Origin of the sequence: Paraburkholderia sp. BR14312 (assembly GCF_040948675.1) — a bacterium.
Lineage (GTDB): Bacteria > Pseudomonadota > Gammaproteobacteria > Burkholderiales > Burkholderiaceae > Paraburkholderia > Paraburkholderia nodosa_A.
In genome coordinates this window covers 26221-46208 of record NZ_JBFPKI010000008.1, presented here as the reverse complement: position 1 = coordinate 46208, position 19988 = coordinate 26221, and the positions used below count along the sequence as shown (strand labels likewise).

Below are 19988 nucleotides of genomic sequence, written 5' to 3'. Positions count from 1 at the left end.
CCTCCGCATGGTGGGTGGACTGGTAGCTGGAGCACGAAACATAATCCGCGTGCGATCACTTCACACATAACGCAATGGCACGCAATCACCATGTCCTCGACGAGCTCCAACTGCGCCGCTGGCTCGCCGCGGGCGAACCCGTCGCCCGAGCAGACGGCGACGGCCTCACCTTCACGCTGTCGGACACCCGGGCCGCAACCTGGGTGCTGCGCTACAGCCGCGGTAGCCGCCGGCGCGAGATGACCCTCGGCAGCTATCCCGAACTGACACTCTCCGAGGCACGCAAGCAGACGCGAATGTACCGCGCTCGCATCGACGCTGGCGAAGACCCGGCGACCGACCGAAAGGTCGAAAAGGCGCGCGTGCGTGCGGCAATGACGGTCAGCAAGCTCTGCGACGACTTCGAGGACAAGCGCTATCCCGATCTGTCCCACTCGAGCGTGTCCCAATATAAATGGCTGATCGCCACGCTGGTAAAGCCCGCGATCGGCGCGCTTGACGCCCATGTCGTACGCCCGTCAGACGTCGTCTACATGATCGAATGCGCCGGCCGCCCGTGGTCGACCTCCAAGGCGCTGCTCGGGCTCACGCGTCAGGTGTTCGCTCATGCGATCGGCAAGCGCTTGATCGACGTCAATCCGGCTGCTGGCATCGACCTCTCGACGATCAAGGGCAAGCAGCCCGCCAAGCGCAAGCGCATCATGCTCTCCGAGAATGAACTGGCCACCGTCCTGCCGGGGCTCGACGACAAGCTCGGGCGCCAAGACGGCCTCATGTTCCGCATCCTTCTCGCGACGTGCGTACGTCAGGCGGAACTCGTGCGGAGCAGGAAAGATGCGATCGACCTGGCGCGCGGGAGTTGGCTAATCGAGGCCGATACAACAAAGACGCGTGAGGCGTTCCTCGTGCCTCTCGCACCGCTCGTCGTAGAGTGGATGTGCGAGCTCATCGCGATGGCGGGCGACTCCGAATGGCTATGCCCGGCGCGCAGATCGACGAGCCACTCTGGGCGCGTCGGCCGCAGTGTCTTACAGCACGCCATCCGGCGCGCGTTCGAGCGGGAGGACTTCGACGTGCGCCGCTTCACGCCGCACGACACGCGCTCGACGGCGAAGGGACACCTGCGCAACCTGGGCTTTTCGCGCGAAATCAGCGAAATCGCACTCAATCACAAGCTCCCGGGCATCGAAGGTGTCTACGACGTGCGCGAAGAGATACCGGAGCGCCGGCACGCCATGGAAGCATGGGCGAAGTTCATTAGCGATTGCTGCGATGGAACGACGCCGCACGAGGATCGCACCTCGAACGTTGTGCAGTTCAAGCCGCGAAGAGCTGCATAGGCTGCCGAGAAGGTAGCGGGACCCGGGCCGCACTGTGTTTTTATACAGGCATTCGACGATCGGCTACGCAGCGGCCACCAATCGGCACTCGTTGCTTCTCTCGGTCCACTGTCATGACAAGGGCCTTCTGCACGGTCAAGACCAAGCTCAGGCGGCCACCCAAAGGTGGCTTTCAACAACCGGGCGTTGTGGTTCTAAAAACGTGGGAATGTCGTAGGGGAAGCTATGCGGCCGGCATCATAGACGCAGCCATGCCGACGATTAGCAGCGCTGGAAGCGCCAAGAGGGCCACTGTGGCCAGTAGCCGGTACCATCCGCTCTCTCGTACCGCCTTCCTAAGCCCAACAACCCAGGTCATCAGGCACAGCGCACCGATAATCCATAGAAAATACGAGGCATCCCCATCGGCCAACGCGGCGGCGTATGCGACATTCTGAGAATAGGCGCTCAATCGTTAAACTCCATGAAGTTCCATCGGTAGAACTCAAAATATCTCAGGAAATCCGTCTCCTCGTGGCCAGTGATGCTGTTTCGGTAGTCCCATTGGATGCCATTTATCCTCGTGAACTGCCCGGTCTCAGGCGACATTCCCGCGTAGGCACTCTGATCCGGATCCGCCGAGTTCCTGCCTAACGCCTGATTAAACCAGGTTATGGGCTTATGAATCGTCCAGTCAGAATTGCCCTGATAGATGCGGATTTTCGCGTCCGTCTTTTCTACGACCACTTGGACGTGGTGAGCCCGGTTCCCCGATGCTCGACCCTTCGCGTCTAGCGCTAGGGCCAGTAGATCGCCGGGCAGCAGATCGGACGCGCTGCTAAGTCGCTCAGTATTGCTTCCGCTTCGCTGTATATCGGGAGCGCCAAAGCTAACCATGACCATTGTGGTAAACCCGCGCGGCGTCTGTGGATAATTTTCGTGGTAGTTCGGATCATAGATGTCCATGTTGCGATACTCACGGACCCCGTCTGTAAGCTTGACAGGCAACCCCCGTGTTGAAGCGAACTCGCAAAGCAGCTCCAGTGCGAAATCTTCGCATGTGAATCGCCGTCCAGAAACTCTCGCGCTTTCAGCCAACTGGGGAATCGAAGCGTGATATGCGCGTATGTCGGCGGGCGTCCATTCCTTCGTTGTCTTCCAGTAGACCTTCAGCCTGCAAGTGTGCGGAGACTCATCCTCTTTGCGTGTGAGCGGTGCCCAAATAACGTTGCTCATTGCGTCTGCCTCCTCGAAAGGCGCACGCCAATTTGTTGTCCCTCGCTCCCCGAAATTTTGGGCGTTTGACCCGAGCTGTCGGTCGTTATCGCGCGGCTCTGGCCGCTCGTGTCGATTAGATGAACTCGAATTCCTGAAACCGAATGACCACTCTCATCGACAAAGCGAAAATGACGGTCGAAGCCAGTATCCTCAGTTGCTCCACGCTGGTCAGAACCCCTCTCGCTTGCCCCATACAACATTGCGGCAGCTTCACTTGAATCGAACGACATGGATGCGTTGTTCTGAGACGCGATCAGACGCGGCGGCGGATCGCACTTGCAGATACAGATGTCATTCTCCATCGCGACCTGCTTGCCCATCAGGAGCATCGGTCGATACGGGGGCACGTTGCAGATGTAGCCGGTCGTCTTGCATGCATGACAATAGATCTGCGCTCCGTGATAGGCCAATGCCTTACCGTCGTTCCTGCAGCTTTCCTCGCCTTGAATCACGACGCCGCCAGCCGTTGTCTTGTCGCCCATCACGATGAAATATCGCCTCACCAAGCCTCCTTCAGTCAAAGTTCACAAACACCCAATCACCCGATTCCGGGTCGTAGATCGCACACTGATCCATCGAGGTTTTACCGATATCGTCAACGTGGACCGTCGGTGGCAGCCTGGAGCGTGCCTGCTCCTCGGCATCGGCGATCTGCGCGGCCGACCATCGATCCATCGCATCCAGCGTGTCCGCAAAATTCAAGAGGCCCGCTTTCTCGTAGACTTCGTTGATCAGGTTCGGCACGCGTTCAGAAAAGCGGATCGTGAAGTGGTCACGCAAGTCGGGGGGCACGTCGAACGTGTCACCCGTGTAGACCATGACCGGTTCACCGCGCTCTCCAATCACAAGACGGTTCCGGTCGGCCGCGTACGCATAGTTCACGGATACCGTAAGACGACCATGCAGCTCCATGAAGTGACGGGTATCGACGCATCGAAAATCAATTGGCCAGAAGTGATCGTCACCGCTCAAGCCCTTCGATCCCATAACCGCATCGAGCGGGCTCAGGTAGGTGCAGATCAGGCGCTCGCCTTGCGAACGATGGCAGAGCATCTGCATGTCGCCGCAGTACGTCGTGCCAGACGGTATGGACGGTGTATCAAGCGGCTTGTGCACCATCGCATACAGTTTCAGCGATGAATGGAAGAGGTACGGGCAATCTTCGTGGACTTGGTCACTCATGAGAAGGATGGGGTTAAAGGCCCCATCCTAAGACCGGAAACAAGCGGAGAAACCAGCCCTTGCAATGTTTGACCTTCTTGACAAGTAAACACAAAAACTAGAAGAGCCCACCCGTCTGGGTTCCCGGCTCCCAGTTGGTGATGACCAGCTCGCGGCTCGTCGACGGCCCGCCGCTGTTGTTATTCACGCTGTATTTGATCGAGAGACCAAGCATCGGGAAGCCGTCGAAAGCGCGCCGGATGTCTGGATGGTCGTTGACGCTGACCATCACCTTGCCCTTGCACGAACGCATCACGGCCGCCATGCGCTCGTATTCCTCGAACGGGAAAGGCACACCGTAGCCTTCTGTCTGCCAGTACGGCGGATCACAATAGAAGAACGTGTGCGGCCTGTCGTATCGCGTCATGCATTCCTGCCATGACAGGTTCTCGACGTGCGCGCCCGCGAGTCGCAGATGCGCGGCCGACAGCGCCTCCTCGATGCGCAACAGATTGACGGATGGCGCGGTGGTGGCCGTGCCGAACGTCTGCCCGTCCACCTTGCCGCCGAACGCGTGCTGTTGCAGGTAATAGAAGCGCGCCGCGCGCTGGATATCGGTGAGGGTTTCCGGGACTGCGAGCTGGTGCCACTTGAACACCTGCCGGCTCGAAATGGCGTACTTGAACTGGCGCACGAACTCTTCGAGGTGGTGCTGCACGACGCGATAGAGGTTCACCAGCTCGCCATTGATGTCGTTGAGCACTTCGACCGGTGCTGGCATCGGCCGCAGGAAGTACAGGGCAGCGCCGCCGCAGAAGACCTCGACATAGCATTCGTGCTGCGGAAAGAGCGGAATGAGCTGATCGGCCAGACGGCGCTTGCCGCCAAGCCAGGGAATGATAGGTTGTGTCATGAATGTGCGAATTGTTCTGGTCTCGTTTGGATCGCACGCCGCCGTAGCGGGGGGACGTGCAGATCTTTGTGCACGTCAGTTGTGCGTTAAAGCGCCGCCACAACATGATCGATGAAGTGGTCCTCGACGTTCGGCACCGGCAGGGACGCCTTGCCGATGGGGATCACTGGCGCCGGGTGCTGCCACGCGTGGAGCACGCGCGGTACGAGCGGCACGACGTCCTCGCCATTGCGGTAGATATGCACGGCGACGCCGTTCGCCTGGAATAGCGCGGCAAGCGTGCCGTCCGCGCTCACACGCGGCGGCTCGAATGCGTAGACCTCCTTCGGCGGCCGCCTCGCCTGGCACAATGCCGCGGCAAACAGGATCGCAAGCGCCCCGCCCTCGCTATGCCCCACAGTCACTTCGGGCGTCGGCAGTAGCAACAACGGCCCCTGGATTGAGCAGAACGCCCTCCAGAATCCCGCATGCAGCGTGCCATAGCCCGGCACGTTGACCGTGGCCGCGTCGAGATCGGCGAGCCAGCAGGCAACGTTATTTGTGCCGGGAAAGGCGACCGCTGTGCCCTCCACTATCGCGCGCGCGGCGCTCGCCTCGAGGCCGATTTTGGGCGGCTCACTGTACGCACGCTGCGCGAGCAACGCATAGTCGCGAGGCGTCATTACTGGATCGCTGCGACAGGGGACGATGCGACAGCCGAAGTGACAGCCGGGGCGGTTGTCAGCACAGCGCCCGTCGACGCCTGATAGGCAGCGATGGCGTTCCTCAGCGAACCTTCGAATGCCCCGATCAGGCCTTGAACGAGGGCCACTTGCTCAGGTGTCAGGTGCTTGAATTGCGGAATCACGGCCTTCGCCGCGGCAGCCGAGCTGTTGATCACGTTGTTGATCGACGTGAGATTCACGAGCGCATTGCTTCCGCATGCCAGCGCAACATCAGAGTTGAACGCCGTCACCGGCGCGTTGCCGATGAAGAACGGGGCAAATGGAGCGATCGCAGGCTGGAATACATTGCAGGCCGCCGTAACTTCACCCTGGAACTTCTGGGCGGCCGTCTGAGTGTTCTGCAACTGAGTCAGCGTACAGCCTGCGAAAGCGACAGACGCGACGAGGCCTGCCGCAAGCAGCATACGAGAGCGTTTCATGGGATAGATCCTTCTGTTTGGTTACTGCCTATAAGAGCCGCGCGCGCGGAGAGAGGGTTACTGCTGGGCAGGTGCTGTGGGTTGCTTCGCAGCGACGCGCGCGGCGTACTGCTGCGCGAGCCAGTGCACTCCGACCACGATGCCGCCGGCGAGCGACACCTGATCCTGCGCTGAAATACCAAGGTCGAAGTAGTTGTTCACTGACGCAATGACAGCGACAAGACATGCGATCGCCGCGCCTGCGGTACCGGTTGCGGCTGGGGAAGTTCGATTCATGGATGCTCCCTGGAAGGACTGACGAACTCGTCAGGGGTAAAGACGAACCCGGCCTTGCGCGGGTACGCCTGAAACACGAAGGTCGGCCACGAGCGGTGATGGATTCCGTGTGTGGGCGAGCGGTGAAATTTCGCGACGAGCGGCAGCATATTTGCGATGCCGTCAACGAAGGTCGAGGGTTCGGCGGGATCGAACGAATGCCAGTCGAAGCCGCGCAGCTCCGCGAGCTTGCAGATCAGCCAGATGAGCGACTGCTCGGCGGGGAAGGTTTCTCCAGTCGGCTGATCGGTTACGAGGTCCAGCACCGGTATTTCGGTGATCTCGCCCACCGCGATCGCCTTCACGATCGTCCAGTCAACGGCATCGGCGTCGGCCCATTCGCAGAAGAGGTGGTGGTATTCCGGTGCCGGCTGGCCACTGACTGCGCAACGCAGTGCCGCCTTGTGGCCAGCCTGCTTGGTGTGCCGGAAAGTCGCTGACTCCGTGCGCGGCTCGGCGTGGTCCGGGTAGTACTCCAGCTCGACATCGGTGACCTTCACGAGGTGCTCACCGGTAATCGCCGGGGCCTTTGCGAGGCCTTCAGCCGGGCCTTTGCTCGCGTGCGCGAGCGGCACGCTGTGACTGCATCGGGGCATGGAATGCTCCAGAAACGAAAAAGCCGCCCGAAGGCGGCAACTTGCGCAAAATCGCAAGCGGGAGATTCAGGCGATACCGAGCGCTTTCTTTGCCGCCCCGTAGAGCGCAAGTCGCTGCGAGTACTGTCCGGGAGTCCCAGACGCCGTCGCGCTGCCGAGGTTGATCGCCCTGGAAATGCCGAGGAAATTACCTGTGTCCGCCAGGATGCTGAGACCACGATTCGCCCAATACCAGGCAGACGCGATCGCGGCATTCGCGGGCTGCTCGAGCAGCTCGGGATGGTTGAGGAGGTCGAGGTCGAGGCCCATCTCACAGAGCGCGTATTCATCGCGGCCAGTGAGCTGGATGCAGCCGCGGCCGCGATATTTCCATCCGTCGCCGCTCGCCTCATCGCCATTACCCATGCGGTTCGCGTAGACACGATTCGCGATCGACTGCGGCTTGTTCGCATACTGCTGCGCCTGCGCCTCGGTGAAGTGTCCGGGGAAGCAAGAGAGCAGACCCTCGGCGCTGTAGTTGAGGTCTTCGACGATGGCCGTCAGCCGCGCGCTCTCGACACCTATCTCGGCGAGGAATGCTGCTGCGCGAAGCGGCGTATTGATGGCGAACTTGTCGCACGCGGCCTGTAGTAAAGGGGCCCATTGCGTTGCAGATGCAATCGGGGCGCCGCACCCGGCGGCGATGATGGGTACAGTGAGATTCATTTGATAAACGCCTCGAATGCCTTCAGGCCGCCGGCAGGCCCAAAGACCACCGCAAGCAGAAGGAAATAGATCACGTACTCGATTCGCTGCATCCGCCTGTCCCCTCTGCGGAACGCATCCTCGATACCCTTGTAGCGCTCGGCACACACGGCTTCGTGCACATCGATGCGTCGCTCGTTTTCCGCAATCGCGGTGTTCATCTCGTCGTGATTGCTCACGCGACCTCCGTCGAAGATGGAAATAAAAAAGGCCGCCCGAAGGCGGCCTGATCTGATGCGGAGTTGCTTATTGCAGCACACGGACGTTATAGGTGGACGCGGTAGGCGTCCCGGCAGAGGCCGCGCACACTTTCACGGTCACGGCACCGCTCGATGACACATATCCCTCCCAGAGAAAGCCATCGCCGGGATATGTGGACGGCGTGACCACAACTCCCATCGCGCTCGTTGCACCGCTTACCGATGCAGTTCCAGATGTGCACGCGCCCGCCGCAAGTGAGCTACCACCAATGCTGCCAGTCGTGCCACCGAGGTTCGGCAGAACATTCGTGCTGCCGACCGACAGGCTGCTGGCGCTCAATGTGGTGAACGCACCCGTGCTCGCGGTCGCGGCGCCCACAGGCGTGCCGTTAATCGATCCGCCGGTAATCGTTGCTCCGGAACTGGCGAGCGTATTCAATGTGGCCGTGCCACTTGCAGTGAGCGTTGTAAAAGCACCAGTACTCGCAGTGCTCGCGCCAACTGGCGTACCGTTGATTGCGCCGCCAGTGATTGCCACGCCGGAGCTGCCGAGCGAGCCAATGGTCACCAGGCCGCTCGCGCGCGTGATCGTTAGTGGCGAGCCGAGAAACGTCCCGGTATCGCTGAATCGATCAACGCTGAAATCGGAACCCACGTTCGAGCCGCTTTCGGCCGTCCCTGGCACTCTCAACTGCCAGCGCGTCGAGCCCGCCGATTGAAAAACAACGTCCCGGTCGGTTCCCACCGGCCGCGTCAGGTACGCGGTCGTGAACGATCCATTTTGTGGCGTCGTACCACCGATCGTTGCACCATTGATCGTGCCACCAGTGATCGTCACGCCGGAGCTAGCGAGCGTGTTCAACGTGGCAGCACCGCTCGCGGCGAGCGTGGTAAATGCACCGGTACTCGCGGCAGTTGCCCCTATCGGTGCGCCATTGATCGAGCCGCCGGTAATCGTCGCGTTAGCGCTTGACAGGCTGCCGAGCGAAGCAGCGCCACTCGCAGCAAGAGTCGTGAACGAACCGGTGCTCGCGGTGGTCGCCCCAATTGGCGTGCCATCGATGGTCCCGCCTCTGATCGTAGCACTGGACGTGGACAGGCTGTTGACGGAGACCACGCCACTTGCAGTCAGACCGGCAAGCGTCGTGCTTCCCGTAACGTTGAGGCTCGCCGCGCCAAGCGACGTAAAATTTCCCGTGTTCGGGTTCGCTACGCCGATGGGATAGGCACCGTACCCGATGTCATCAATGATGACGCCGGTCCCGTTTGTCGGCACCCCCGATCCGCTGCCAAAATTGACCCCGACGAAGCGGTTCGCATTGCCGGCCGTGGCGTTGATCGCAACCGTGTTCCATACGAGCGTCCCGCCCAGCATCGTGTTGTGAACAGCCGTTGCGGTGTCGATTGAAACAGCGGTACCGACGACTTCAATATCCGGGGCGAGAAAGATATTCCCGTAGTTATAACCCGCCGTCAGGTGCAATCCGGTGAGAGCGTTCGAGAACGAGCCGCCGATGTAGTTGAACTGCGCTTGCCGCATCCGGAGCGCTTCACCGGCACTCGGCCCTTCGACGTTCGCGACGATGTAGATGTTCGAATTGACGACGTAGTTCAGCTCAGCGGCCGTCGCGCTGGACCCCGTGTTGTCGTTATTGATGACCAGGCTGATCCGGAACGCGTTCAGCGCATCGGCGTTGCTCTCCTGCCCCAGCACAACGCCAGGGCCATTCACATTGGTCTCGATGGAAAAGTCTTCGAGCACCGTATAGAAGCAGCCGGTGTTTCCCGAGTCGAGCACCTGGAACGGAATTCCCGAGCCGATCGACGTCAGATCAAGATGGGATTGCGGCCCGTCGCCATAGATTTTCACCCCCCTGGTCCGGACAGTGGCCTGATCCCACGTGACGCTGCTCGCGATCTGGTAGTTACCCGCAGGGATATAGCCAGCTTTGCCGGTCGAGAGGAGATAGGCATACCAGGCCGCAAATGCCGACGCACTGTCCTTCGTATGGGTCGGATCGGCGCCGAAGTCGAGCACGCTCACCAGATCGCCAAGCTTTGCACTTACTGCACGCGAGGTGCTGCCTGATGCGGCATTCTGGTATTGCAATGCCGCCGTCGCGCCGAGTGCAGTAGTGGCCCCCGTTCCACCCGATGCGAGAGGAACGGGCGTCGACAGCCCGCTGATCGTACCGCCAGTGATGTGCGGCGAAGCAAGTGCAGCGTTGAGCTGTGTCGCGGTGAGTATCTGGCCCGGCACGAACTGCGCGAGCGCCAGCTGAGAGACGGCCAGGCACGCCAGGGTGACAAAGGTAAGGATTTTTTTCAGCATGATCTGCCTTGAACAATTACCAGTCGATGGCCTGCACTGCGGCAATGGTCGCCGCTGCAGCCACCTCGACTTTAAGCGTCTGGAACTTCTGGAAGGCTGCCGCGCCCTGCGCGCCCATTGCCTGCGCCAGGCCCTGCAGATCGGCATACGTGAATGGCACCTGCGTGTTGTCAGCAGCCACCCAGTAGAAGCCGTCCGGCACTGCACCCGTCGCCTGAAAGGCGAGGATCATCTGCGAGAGGTTGGACACGCTAACCGAGTCGGTCTGATAGCCCTTCGTCACGCCTGCCTTGCTCGTGTAGCTAACCGGCTGCTGGATGGCGGTGTTGTACGCTGCGCGCAATACCGCTATCTGCTGCACACGCGCCTGCTCGAGGAGCACGTCCGCGGACGGCGGCGTGAACACGCCGTTCATGATCGCGTAGCCGGGAGTGACCTTCGCCGCCTCCCACTCCTCGTCGGTAATCGCGACAGCATCCGTTGCATCTTCCGGCAACGGGCTGTCGACGCTGTCGTAGAACCCAAGATTGCCTTGCGCGTCCTTTGCTGCGAATTTCTGTCCCATGATCAGCATCCAATCGCGATATAGCTGTAGGTGGTTGCAGAGTTGGTGTTCGTGCCGGCCGCTTTCCCATAACCGAGAAAGGTGGAGAGCGACGACCCGTTGCGAGCCCAGCTGGTGGAATTGCAGCCACCGCCCTGATCCGAGCCGACAACACCGAAAAACTGGTTCGGGAATGCGAGCGGCAACGTCACCACGTCGCCGTTTCCAGTGGCCAGTCCCGCGACGCCCTTCTGGATGATCCAGCCGCTCGGCAGCTTCTGATAGCTATTGGTGGCCAGCGTTGCGCCGAACGCGGCCAGGCTCGCCTCCATCGAATACAGTGACTGCTGCGTGGCGCCCTCCACCTTGATCCGGCGGAATCCAACGCCCGCGGCACTGACGACGGGCGCTGTGTCCACCAGCCTGTGAAGGACGCAGAACGCGGTATTCGCGGGTGTGGTGCCCGACGCAGAGTATCGCTTCCAGCCGGAGCCTGCCGTGCCGTACGCTGCGCAGACGGAGCCGAGCGACACGCCTGCGGAACTGAAGGCCTCGATATATGCGTAAGCACGCCCCGCAGTCACGCCCGCGGCATAGATGTCCAGCGAAAGGGTCAGCGGCACACCAGCGCCAACAGCAACCTGTCCGGATGTATCCTGTGCGGTCGCTGCCAGAGCGGCCGTGTTCGTCCAGTACGTCCCCTCGCCCGCCAGCCCCGCCACTGCACTGAAGTTGCCCGGGGTCCAGCCCGCGTTGCCGTATTCCGCTGAGCCATTGAAAAGCATGTTGGGCAGGTTGACCCCGCACAGGATCCCCGAGGCGTACAACCCGGCAACCTGCATGATCCCGCCCGTGCAGTGCCGCAGAACGTAAGAACCGTTAGCGCCGATCGACGAATCGAATTCGATCAGGGCCCACCCGTTCTTCGCCATCTCATTGCCCTGCAGCGCGGCGTGGCCGGCGCCCACGAGCGGATAAGCGGTGCCAGTGGCATTGAGCGTCGATGCGCCCGTGTTCGCGTTGGCCACCTTCATCCAGAACGGTGCGCCGTCGACGGGTGCCTCGAGCGCCGGCGACATCGTGGTGACATAGGCGTTGGCCGCACCGGTATCGGCGCACAACTGCGAAGTTCCGGACTGCACGATCGCCTTGATCGCCGTGAGCACCTGGTTGTAGGTTGTCTTGCTGGGCGTGAGGCCACCTGCCGCAACGATGTTGAGCAACTCCTCCTGCACCATATTGCACCAGTCGGGATCGAGGATCGTCGCAGGCTCGGCGGTCGCGGGATTCCCGCCGGTGAAATAGCCCGGTGTACCGGCCGCACTCGGCGCTGGTAACGCGGACGCCGCCGTTTGTTGATCAATGGCAAACATCTAAGGTCCTGTTCATGACAGCGTTGATGAATCGAGTCTGAATGTCGTATCGAGAAAGCCAGTGTTGGCGATGATCACGGTCGTATGGGCCGGCTTGAGCGAGTTCATCTCGCAAGCCAGCACCGCGTTGTTCCATGACGCAAGGGGTTCACCCACCGCCGAGCGCGACGCCCGGAAGTACTCCACGGTGACCGGAGGCGCATTGACTTGCCAGGCGAACGCCCAGGCGACGCTTCCGACGGGATCGCCGACTGTTTGCTGACCCACACGGAACGGCGTGAATTCGGTGATCGTTACTGCGTAACCGAGGGTCTGTGCATAGCCGATGAAGAACGGTACGGACTGGCCGCCGGTATTTGTCAGGCGCGCCACCACCTGCGCCTGCCGCTGCTGCAGCGTGGGGGACTCACCGGCGCACGGATCCGGCAGACCCAATGTTTCCTCCCACTCCGTCAACAGGTCGACAGCGGTTGCGGGAAACGCGTCGACGAGCAGATCGCCGTTCGACTGCGCGTGGCGCGCCCACGTCGGCGCGAGGCCTGCGATCGCCTGCGCCATGACGGTGTGCGGGTCACGCGGCCACACGAGTCCACGCGGCAGTAGGGCGTGGATGACCCCGGCAAAATCCGAGGCCTGATAGTTCGGTGCGGCCATTTAAGGAAGCCAGGTGATGTCGCCCAATACGGGCAGTTGGCCAGTTGTGCCAACGATGTTCCCCGCCGGAGAGGTAATGACGAAACCTGCAGTGCCCGAGATCGCCGCGATGGCCGACCCGATGTACGACAGATCTATGCCGCCACCCAGGTCTTCACTGCCCAGAGGGTCGCCATACATGACGAACACGCCCGAGATCGCCGCGGCAATCAACGCCTTCGTCGCCGCGGAGAAAGTTCCAGAGCCGGTGATCGTGAAGTCGACCACCTTGCGGGTAGGCGAGCAAACGTAGACGAGTGCCGTGGCCGGGCGCAGCGGGTAGATCCAGTTTGCGATCGTCAACTGGTCGCCCGTCGCCGCGATACCGCGCGACTCGTTCGCCGCGACACCATCGGTGCCGACAGGAAAGCCGCCGTTGCCGGATTCGGCGCTGTCGAGCATCGCGTACACGACGACCGTGCCGGGCCCAAAACCGTTCGGATTGCACCACGCGCGCGTGACGCCCGCGACCTGCAGCGCCCACGTGATGTAATCCTTTACCGCTCCGCCCTGCGGCGGGTTCTGGTAGGCGAAGAGCATGCGCGAGCGCAGGCTGTCGTCGGTCTCGATATCAGCACCACCCGTGAAGGCGGTCGTTACCAAGCCTGTTGACGTGATGCCCGCGATTGCCGTGCCGAGTGTCATCACGGTCCCGGCGACGCAGTTGCCGAACGCACCGGTCAAGCCCGTCGGGTCCTCGTTGGCCACAGCATTGACGGTAACAGCCCCGTTCGCCGCCGTCGCATCTGCGGACGTCGTATAGCCGACTCCGTCGCCGCGCGTGATCGACGAGCCAGCCGGCAACACAACACCGTTCGTTGCAGGAAACGTCACCTGTCCCGGCGTCTCTGCTCCGGCCTGCGTTGCTGCTTTGCGCAGCACGTTCTTGAGCGCCGCCCACGCGTCGAGATACTCATCGGTCGCCGTGAACGGGTTGGACTGTTTCGCGACCCAGTCCGTATAGCCGTACTGCATCTGCGCGAGCGCGGCGAGCACTTCGCCAAGCACGCGGAGGTTGGAGAAGCGCAACAGCGCGTCTGCCCCCGTGAGGTTCGCATTCAGGTCCTGCGCCACCTGGTTGCGCAACTGCGTGAGTGTGGGTCGTGCAAAAGGCATGTCAGTTTGTCCAGACCTGTTCGAATTTCATGGCGATGCGCGTGCCGTCGCGCCGGTTGGCGACCACCTGCAGATCGAGGCGGCTGCGGGACGCCCACTGTGTGGTGATATCGAAGCGCGCGACCACGTTGTCATCGATCAACCACTGCAACGCCTCAGTGGCATAGTCGAAGGCTCGCTGCGGCACGTCGCGTGGTCCCTTCACGCGCTCGAGCAGCCAGAGACGCGAGCCAATCGGATATTTCGGATCGTCGGCCCACCAGCCGCGCCGGTTGCCGTCGGGTGTTTCGTCGCTCGGCAGTGCCAGGCGGTCCGTAAAGAGGCTGATGAGAACAGACGTCTGCAGGTCTTCGCCAGATTGAAGCGACGGTCCCTGCAATACCCAATCGCCGTGCATGCGTGCAACGTTCCAGACGGTGGTGATGTCACTCATTCCATCCTCTGCAGCGGGTTCGAGGTCACACCGCCCTGCGGCACGTCGTGGTCGTGGCCGTCAAACGTCTCACGCATGCCGGCCATCGTTTTCGTGCCGCCCTGGTCGGCCACGTCCTGAGCCGCCGTGACGCTCTTGCCGCTCGTCACGTTGCCATCGACATTCAGGTCGCCCGTGCAGTGCACCGTCGGTATGTCGAGCGTTGCCTGGGGTGAATTCGTGAACCGCATCGGCAACCCCCCACCGTCGATCACGATGCCAGCCTGCGTCAGGTAGACCTTTTGTCCCCTGTTGTCGCTGATGCACACCTCGCCTGTCGCAAGCCCCTTGACCCGGTACTCCTGATTCCCGCATGCGATCACCGCACCGTTCGTGCGATCGCCGCCGAAGAACACCGCGATGGCATCGCTGCCCGCAGGAGGATTCGACTGGAATCCGTACTGGGCGAGGCGTGGTGTGTGGTCCCGTGTCTCGTTCGCAGACAACTGCATCTGCACGAGTTGGGTCGGCCCACTGTCATCGACGCGCGTGAGCCGTCCCCGTCCGAGCGAGCGGACGAGACTCCAGAAAAGGTTTTCCATGTCTTATCGAAGCGCCGGCGCAGCGTCAGCTGGCAATGGCATGTAGAGGATCGGTTCGGGCTGGAATGCCTGCGGTGGCATCAGCGCGAGCTCGCACGCGGTACCGCCCATGTCGCGGCGGTAGGTCACTTCACCGATAGTCCACTTCGACCCGTCGATCACCTTCAGGGTCGGCAGTGACAGCGGAGCGAGCGTGTTGGGCGTGTATAGCGAACCGGCGCTGTCACGCCACGAACTCGTGGTGACCGTAATGACGTTGCCGCGACCGATGCGTCGGTTGCATTCCCACAGCGCGTGCGCGTTCGACACCACAGCGCCCGCATCGCCGTTCTGTGCGATGAACGCCTTCGGCCGGTAACGCGACGCCCCGTCGTCGCGGCGCATGGCACGAATCAGATCGTCGACCACGGTGTATTCCGCGAGAGGCTGCTGCCCGGATTCGAGAAAGATGCCCGTACCGATCAGGTACACGCGATACTCGCTGAAGCGCTGCGACATGTCGCGTGTATAGCTCGCGTGCTCGACGTTCACACCCTGCTGGAACCCGCTTGCCGCCTCATCCGTCGACAGCGGCCCGATCACGAGATCGCCGTCGGCATCCTCGTAGCACAGCAGCTGGGCCAGCTTGCACGCCATGTCGATCTTCGAAAACGGCGGCTCGCCGACGTTCAGGCAGATCTGCGGGTGCACGATGCCAGACGAGAGCGCCTTGACGTTGATGCCGAACGGCGCCGCGAGCTGCCTCGCGAGATCGGCCGTCTGCACGTTCAGCAACTGGAACGAATCGATCTGCGCCGAGCAGTCAACCAGGTCCTCGCACTTGCCCCGCCCGGAGATGCTCAGCACGTGGTCCTTCGCGCTGATCACCTCTGAAACACGGTCGACGTAGCCGGTGATCACCGTATCGTCGCCGATCTTCACCACGCACGGATCGCCCTCGCTCACCACCACTTCTGTCACGTTCGGAAAGCGCTCAGTAAGTCCGATCTCGAAGTCGGCCGGGATGCGATCAATGCCACGCGTGATGCGCACACTCTTCCAGCCCGCAATGGTCATGCCATTGACGGTCAGTGAAACGTCGTCACTCATGCCAGTGAAGCCCTGAAACTGGTCGGCGAAAACGCCGGGTGAATGGGATCGGCCTGCTGCACCAGCGCGTCATAGTGCGCAATGTCCTGATACAGACGCTGCGACAGCACGATGAGCGGTACCGGTTGCAGCGTCGTCACAGTCTGCATCGCCGCAAGCGATGCGCCGCGCGTGGTCAGATCCTGCACCACCGCCACCTTCAGCGCACGCAGCGCGTTGTACGTCGCGTCTTCGCCCGCGTCGGCCGCCGTCACGATCTCCGTGTCGAGCGCATCGCACACCATCGTGCGCAGGGTCTGTGCGTCATCGAAAGACGTCAGCGCGTAGTTCTCCGTGCACTGTGCGAGCGCGATCACTGCACTGCGTCGGCACAATGCGACCGTGACGGTGTTGGCTGTCGTCAACGCGGACGTGGTGCCGGCCTGAGCACTCGATCCGGCCCGTAGCGCGAGCAGCGACTGCACCGCCTGATGCGGGTCGGCATTCGCGGTGCGCACGGCCGTGACCAGCGACTGTGCGGCGCTCGCCACGCCCGTATGGTTTGAGCCCGATGCGGCGGCAATCAGTGTCGTGCCGCAGGTGGCCACTGCGGCACGCGCCGTGGCGCCAGCGCCGATCAACGACTGCATTGCCACCGAAGAACCTCCGGCACCGGCTGTTCCCTGCCCCTGAAACGTCGCGGCGGGGCGCGTGACGCCCGTGGTGAACTGCCCCACGAAACGCCCGAACTGCCCCGGCAGCGTCGCGACCATCGAGAGCAGACTGGTCGCGCGCTGCACGATCCCCTGCGCCTGAGTGACGAACCCCTCCAAGACGCCCACGACCTCATCGATGATTGCTGGCGTCTCGAGCAGCGCTGAAATGCCACTGAGGAAATCCTCCGCCGCCGCGGCGAAGGCAGCCACCGCCGACAGTTCCGTCAATGCCTGCGTGGCGATCGACAGCGTCGGAAACTGCTGCTCGCCCGATTCGATGAACGAGAAGCGCAGCTCGAAAACGCGACCGCGCTCGGCGTGCTCTTCGCATTCGAAGTCCACCAGCGAAACGGTCAGGCGCCCGAGCGACGGGTGTACCAGCTCCCCAGCGCCGTCGTCCTGCTGCTCGCACGCAGCGATCATCGACGCGCGCTGCGCGATGACGTCGCCGCCCCCATAGACAGCGTCCTGAACGAGGAAGCCGGTCAGCGTGACACGCCGCCCCGCGCGCCCGAGATCCTCGACCCAGACATCGTCGCGATACGGGTATTCGTGCACGACGTTGCGCCGCCCTACTTTCAAGGTCGATGACGTCACGCCAAACGGCACGCCTCGCCATGACGCTGTTTGCAGCGCACTGAAAAATGGCAGGTTGATCATGCGTTCACCATAGAGGCCACTGGTCTAGCGATTTTCAGGCCACTCGGAGTCTGCGTCCGAACCGTCACGCCCCCATCCCTCGCGACATGCACCTGGTTATGCACGTGCACCTCCGGCGCAGTCGGCGCGACCTGTTGCGCCCGCTGGTTCAGCGACGGCACCGGCTCGCCCGAGTTGAGCGACGGGAGGCGCGACAGCACCTGTGGCGCGTAGTTCGCCGTCTCCGCACGGAAGTTCGGGCCGTACTTCATGACGTTGCCTTCGCCGCCGTTGTATGCCGAGAGCGCGAGTCGCAGGTTGCCGTGGAACATGTCAAGCAGCCGGTGCATGTATTTCGCCGCGCCCTGGGCTTCCTGCGCCGGGTCGAAGCGGTTCGTGATGCCGTACTGCTTCGCCGTTGCGCCCGTGAACTGGAACAGGCCCGAGGCGCCCGTCGGGCTCACGGCATTGGTGTTGCCGCCCGACTCCTGCATCGCGATCGCTGACAGCAGCCCGGACTGCAGGCCGTACTGCTTCTCAAGGCCCCCAAAATTGAGCTTCGACGCCAGCGATTTGACCTGGTCGTTCACACCGCGGCCGAACCGTCCAGCTGTCGACATGACACCAGAGACAACACCCGAAGCAGTGCTCGACACACCCGATGCGATGCTCCCACCAAGCTGTCCCAGGCGGTCGACCAGATCGTCGGCCGCCTCGCTGATCTTCTTCGCAAAAGCATCCGCCGCATCGGTCACGCGAGCGGCAAGTGAGCGCTTGTCACCAGGCGATGATGCGTCATCGCCCGACGCCTGGGCCTGCTTACTGTTCGTACCTGCGGCCTGTTTCCCTTGAGCGTGACCGAACATTGCCCGGCCGGCGGCATTGCCGATATAGCGACCAATCGCATCACCCGCCACGCCACCGAGCGACATGCCGATGGCCGTGCCAATCCCGGGCAGCAGTACCGATCCGATTGCGCCACCGAGCGCTGCGCCGGCAATGCTGCCTGCCGTTCCGCCCACGGCACCCGATGCATCGCGCTTTTTCTGCTGGCTCGATTCGTTGGACATCGCGATGCCCCCCAGTTCGACCGCACCCACAATCCCGGCGAGCACCGCACCGCCTTTGAGCCCGGCCTTCAGACCACCCATCGCCCTCGCAGCCCGGCTCACGCCCGCCGCCGCGCCGCCTGCGCTGCTTGCCGCATTCATGGTTGACGCTGCGTCCCTGGCCGCAGCACCCGCACCCTTCCACTTCCCGATGAGCAGCCCGATCTTGCCGATCAGAGCCACGATACTCACGACCGCTGCGCCAACGGACAGAACAAATCCGCCAGCCATATACACGCCGACGGCAACGAGCACCGTCTTCAAGCCGCCGATTTTGTCGATGACCTTGAGGATCCAGCCGGCGAAATCGACCGCCTTATCCACTGCACGTGCAAAGCCGTTGATGAACGTTGGCCAGTCGACCTTGTCGAGCATCTTCGCGAGGTGATCGACGACCTCACCAACCCGCTGCGAGATCCATTCGCGATTCTTCGAAATCCAGTCGCTCATCCGGTCGATAACGGGCTGGATGATCGGCGCGAGCCGGTCTGCGATCGATGCTCTCAGGCCATCGGAGGCAACGCCCAGCATATTGAGCGACGTCGAGAAGGCCTGCGCCCGCGCAGCCATCTCCGGCGTGAACTCGCCACGCAGCCGGCGCGCCTCGGCTTCGTACTTACGCATACCCTCGCTGCCAAGACCCAGCATGGGCAGCAGCTGCTCGACGCCAAGCGAGCGCGCCAGATTGCGCGCGGCAGCAGGATCGCGTTTCTGCAGTCGCTGAATGCGGTCCGCAAGGTCATACATCGCCGCCTGTGCGTCGATGGCACCAGTCTTGGTTGTATGCAGCGTGATGCCGAGCGCCTGCAGCATCGCATACGCCCCCTGGTTGCGCCCCCACTTCGCGTCCTGCAGCGTGTCCGCAAACGACCGGAAGCCGGACGTCATCGAGTCGGCGGACACGCCCATGAGCGTCGCCGCGCTGCGCATGTTCGTGAGCTGGTCAGCGGTGATGCCGAGCATCCGCGACGTGCGCTCGGTCTCCGCGCCGATGCGCTCCCAGTGCACGACCATTTCGCCAAGGCCTGCGAGCGTGCCGCCGCCGACGATGGCGAGCAGCGGAGTGGCCATCCTTCCGATGCTCGCCGCGGTCGCCTTCGCCTTCTTCGCGACCACGTCCAGCTTGTTCGCCATTTCGGTAAGGCCCGAGGCCTGCGAGAAGCGCTTGACGCTCTTTGCGAGATTCTCGTACGGGCGCACCATCTTAGAGACCGTGTTGTTGATCCGGTTGATGGTGGCCGTCGCCTTGTCGACGGTCGAGATCGTGAACTGGATTGCCTGGTTAGCCGTCATCGCCTCTCCGTACGTCAATGATGCGCTGCGCCTGTGCCAGCCACTTTTCCAGTTCGCGCCATGTCAGCGAACCGGCCTCACGAGGCCCCCACTTATAGAACTCGGTCACGTCCGCGACGAGTTCATCAAGGTTGGGGGGCGCTAGTCGAAAAAACCCGACAGGTACTTGTTGCAGGCGTTGAAGTCACGCGCGCCCATCTTGCCCACCGTTGCGACCTCGATCTTTGCCATCTTCGCGATGATGTTCTTCATCGCACGCACGGCACCGAACTTCTGGGTCTGTTCGTTGATCGTCGCGATCTCATCCACCGTCGGCTCGCGCAACGTGATTTCGGTCACACCGTCAACGGGCGCCCTGAGCTCGAGCACCCCGGTTTCCTCGTTCACTTCATTGGCTTCATTGACTTCACTCATTTAACTC

The 19988-nt window shown here is 62.2% G+C and carries 22 protein-coding genes; 1 reads left to right on the top strand and 21 read right to left on the bottom strand.

Going from position 1 to position 19988, the window contains the following annotated elements; translation table 11 throughout:
- Positions 1 to 74: 74 nt before the first annotated feature.
- Positions 75 to 1340 carry a tyrosine-type recombinase/integrase gene (locus AB3X98_RS22795; RefSeq protein WP_368603631.1) on the top strand — a complete coding sequence of 422 codons (1266 nt, stop codon included), beginning with the start codon at positions 75 to 77 and terminating at the stop codon, positions 1338 to 1340.
- Positions 1341 to 1787: 447 nt separating this feature from the next.
- On the opposite strand, the gene AB3X98_RS22790 is transcribed toward AB3X98_RS22795, so the two are convergent.
- The 21 genes from AB3X98_RS22790 to AB3X98_RS22690 form a co-directional block, all read right to left on the bottom strand.
- Positions 1788 to 2555 (bottom strand): hypothetical protein, encoded by a 768-nt coding sequence (locus AB3X98_RS22790; protein ID WP_368603632.1) that lies wholly within the window; start codon positions 2553 to 2555, stop codon positions 1788 to 1790.
- Positions 2552 to 3079: a PAAR domain-containing protein gene (locus tag AB3X98_RS22785; RefSeq protein ID WP_368603699.1), complete on the bottom strand. Its 528-nt coding sequence runs from the start codon at positions 3077 to 3079 to the stop codon at positions 2552 to 2554. Before AB3X98_RS22785 ends, AB3X98_RS22790 begins: the two co-directional genes overlap by 4 nt.
- A 31-nt stretch (positions 3080 to 3110) precedes the next feature.
- A complete protein-coding gene (locus tag AB3X98_RS22780) occupies positions 3111 to 3779 on the bottom strand; it encodes a hypothetical protein (protein ID WP_368603633.1) in 669 nt (222 codons plus the stop codon).
- Between the two features lie 97 nt (positions 3780 to 3876).
- Positions 3877 to 4671: a DNA adenine methylase gene (locus AB3X98_RS22775; protein ID WP_368603634.1), complete on the bottom strand. Its 795-nt coding sequence runs from the start codon at positions 4669 to 4671 to the stop codon at positions 3877 to 3879.
- Positions 4672 to 4757: 86 nt separating this feature from the next.
- Positions 4758 to 5333: a lipase gene (locus AB3X98_RS22770; RefSeq protein ID WP_368603635.1), complete on the bottom strand. Its 576-nt coding sequence runs from the start codon at positions 5331 to 5333 to the stop codon at positions 4758 to 4760.
- Positions 5333 to 5800, bottom strand: coding sequence for a hypothetical protein (locus AB3X98_RS22765; RefSeq protein WP_368603636.1), 468 nt, complete (start codon positions 5798 to 5800; stop codon positions 5333 to 5335). The genes AB3X98_RS22770 and AB3X98_RS22765 overlap by 1 nt, the downstream gene beginning before the upstream one ends.
- A 72-nt stretch (positions 5801 to 5872) precedes the next feature.
- Positions 5873 to 6091, bottom strand: coding sequence for a hypothetical protein (locus tag AB3X98_RS22760; protein WP_368603637.1), 219 nt, complete (start codon positions 6089 to 6091; stop codon positions 5873 to 5875).
- Positions 6088 to 6726: a hypothetical protein gene (locus AB3X98_RS22755; protein ID WP_368603638.1), complete on the bottom strand. Its 639-nt coding sequence runs from the start codon at positions 6724 to 6726 to the stop codon at positions 6088 to 6090. Before AB3X98_RS22755 ends, AB3X98_RS22760 begins: the two co-directional genes overlap by 4 nt.
- Before the next feature lie 66 nt (positions 6727 to 6792).
- A complete protein-coding gene (locus tag AB3X98_RS22750) occupies positions 6793 to 7431 on the bottom strand; it encodes a glycoside hydrolase family 19 protein (protein ID WP_368603639.1) in 639 nt (212 codons plus the stop codon).
- Positions 7428 to 7649, bottom strand: coding sequence for a hypothetical protein (locus AB3X98_RS22745; protein WP_368603640.1), 222 nt, complete (start codon positions 7647 to 7649; stop codon positions 7428 to 7430). Before AB3X98_RS22745 ends, AB3X98_RS22750 begins: the two co-directional genes overlap by 4 nt.
- Before the next feature lie 67 nt (positions 7650 to 7716).
- Positions 7717 to 10002 carry a beta strand repeat-containing protein gene (locus tag AB3X98_RS22740; protein WP_368603641.1) on the bottom strand — a complete coding sequence of 762 codons (2286 nt, stop codon included), beginning with the start codon at positions 10000 to 10002 and terminating at the stop codon, positions 7717 to 7719.
- A gap of 16 nt (positions 10003 to 10018) precedes the next feature.
- Positions 10019 to 10567, bottom strand: coding sequence for a DUF4376 domain-containing protein (locus tag AB3X98_RS22735; protein WP_368603642.1), 549 nt, complete (start codon positions 10565 to 10567; stop codon positions 10019 to 10021).
- A gap of 2 nt (positions 10568 to 10569) precedes the next feature.
- Positions 10570 to 11919 (bottom strand): hypothetical protein, encoded by a 1350-nt coding sequence (locus AB3X98_RS22730; protein ID WP_368603643.1) that lies wholly within the window; start codon positions 11917 to 11919, stop codon positions 10570 to 10572.
- 12 nt (positions 11920 to 11931) lie between these two features.
- On the bottom strand, positions 11932 to 12573 hold the full coding sequence (locus tag AB3X98_RS22725) for a YmfQ family protein (protein ID WP_368603644.1): 642 nt from the start codon (positions 12571 to 12573) through the stop codon (positions 11932 to 11934).
- A complete protein-coding gene (locus AB3X98_RS22720) occupies positions 12574 to 13728 on the bottom strand; it encodes a baseplate J/gp47 family protein (protein WP_368603645.1) in 1155 nt (384 codons plus the stop codon).
- 1 nt (position 13729) lies between these two features.
- The gene (locus AB3X98_RS22715) at positions 13730 to 14161 is read right to left on the bottom strand and encodes a phage GP46 family protein (RefSeq protein ID WP_368603646.1); all 432 of its coding nucleotides are present in this window, start codon (positions 14159 to 14161) and stop codon (positions 13730 to 13732) included.
- Positions 14158 to 14742 carry a phage baseplate assembly protein V gene (locus tag AB3X98_RS22710; protein WP_368603647.1) on the bottom strand — a complete coding sequence of 195 codons (585 nt, stop codon included), beginning with the start codon at positions 14740 to 14742 and terminating at the stop codon, positions 14158 to 14160. The genes AB3X98_RS22715 and AB3X98_RS22710 overlap by 4 nt, the downstream gene beginning before the upstream one ends.
- A gap of 3 nt (positions 14743 to 14745) precedes the next feature.
- Positions 14746 to 15831, bottom strand: coding sequence for a phage baseplate assembly protein (locus tag AB3X98_RS22705; RefSeq protein WP_368603648.1), 1086 nt, complete (start codon positions 15829 to 15831; stop codon positions 14746 to 14748).
- The gene (locus AB3X98_RS22700; protein ID WP_368603649.1) at positions 15828 to 17186 is read right to left on the bottom strand and encodes a DNA circularization protein; all 1359 of its coding nucleotides are present in this window, start codon (positions 17184 to 17186) and stop codon (positions 15828 to 15830) included. Before AB3X98_RS22700 ends, AB3X98_RS22705 begins: the two co-directional genes overlap by 4 nt.
- Complete coding sequence (locus AB3X98_RS22695) at positions 17183 to 19567, bottom strand: transglycosylase SLT domain-containing protein (protein ID WP_368603650.1); 2385 nt, start codon at positions 19565 to 19567, stop codon at positions 17183 to 17185. Before AB3X98_RS22695 ends, AB3X98_RS22700 begins: the two co-directional genes overlap by 4 nt.
- Before the next feature lie 141 nt (positions 19568 to 19708).
- Positions 19709 to 19981 (bottom strand): phage tail assembly protein, encoded by a 273-nt coding sequence (locus AB3X98_RS22690; protein WP_368603651.1) that lies wholly within the window; start codon positions 19979 to 19981, stop codon positions 19709 to 19711.
- Positions 19982 to 19988: the final 7 nt, after the last annotated feature.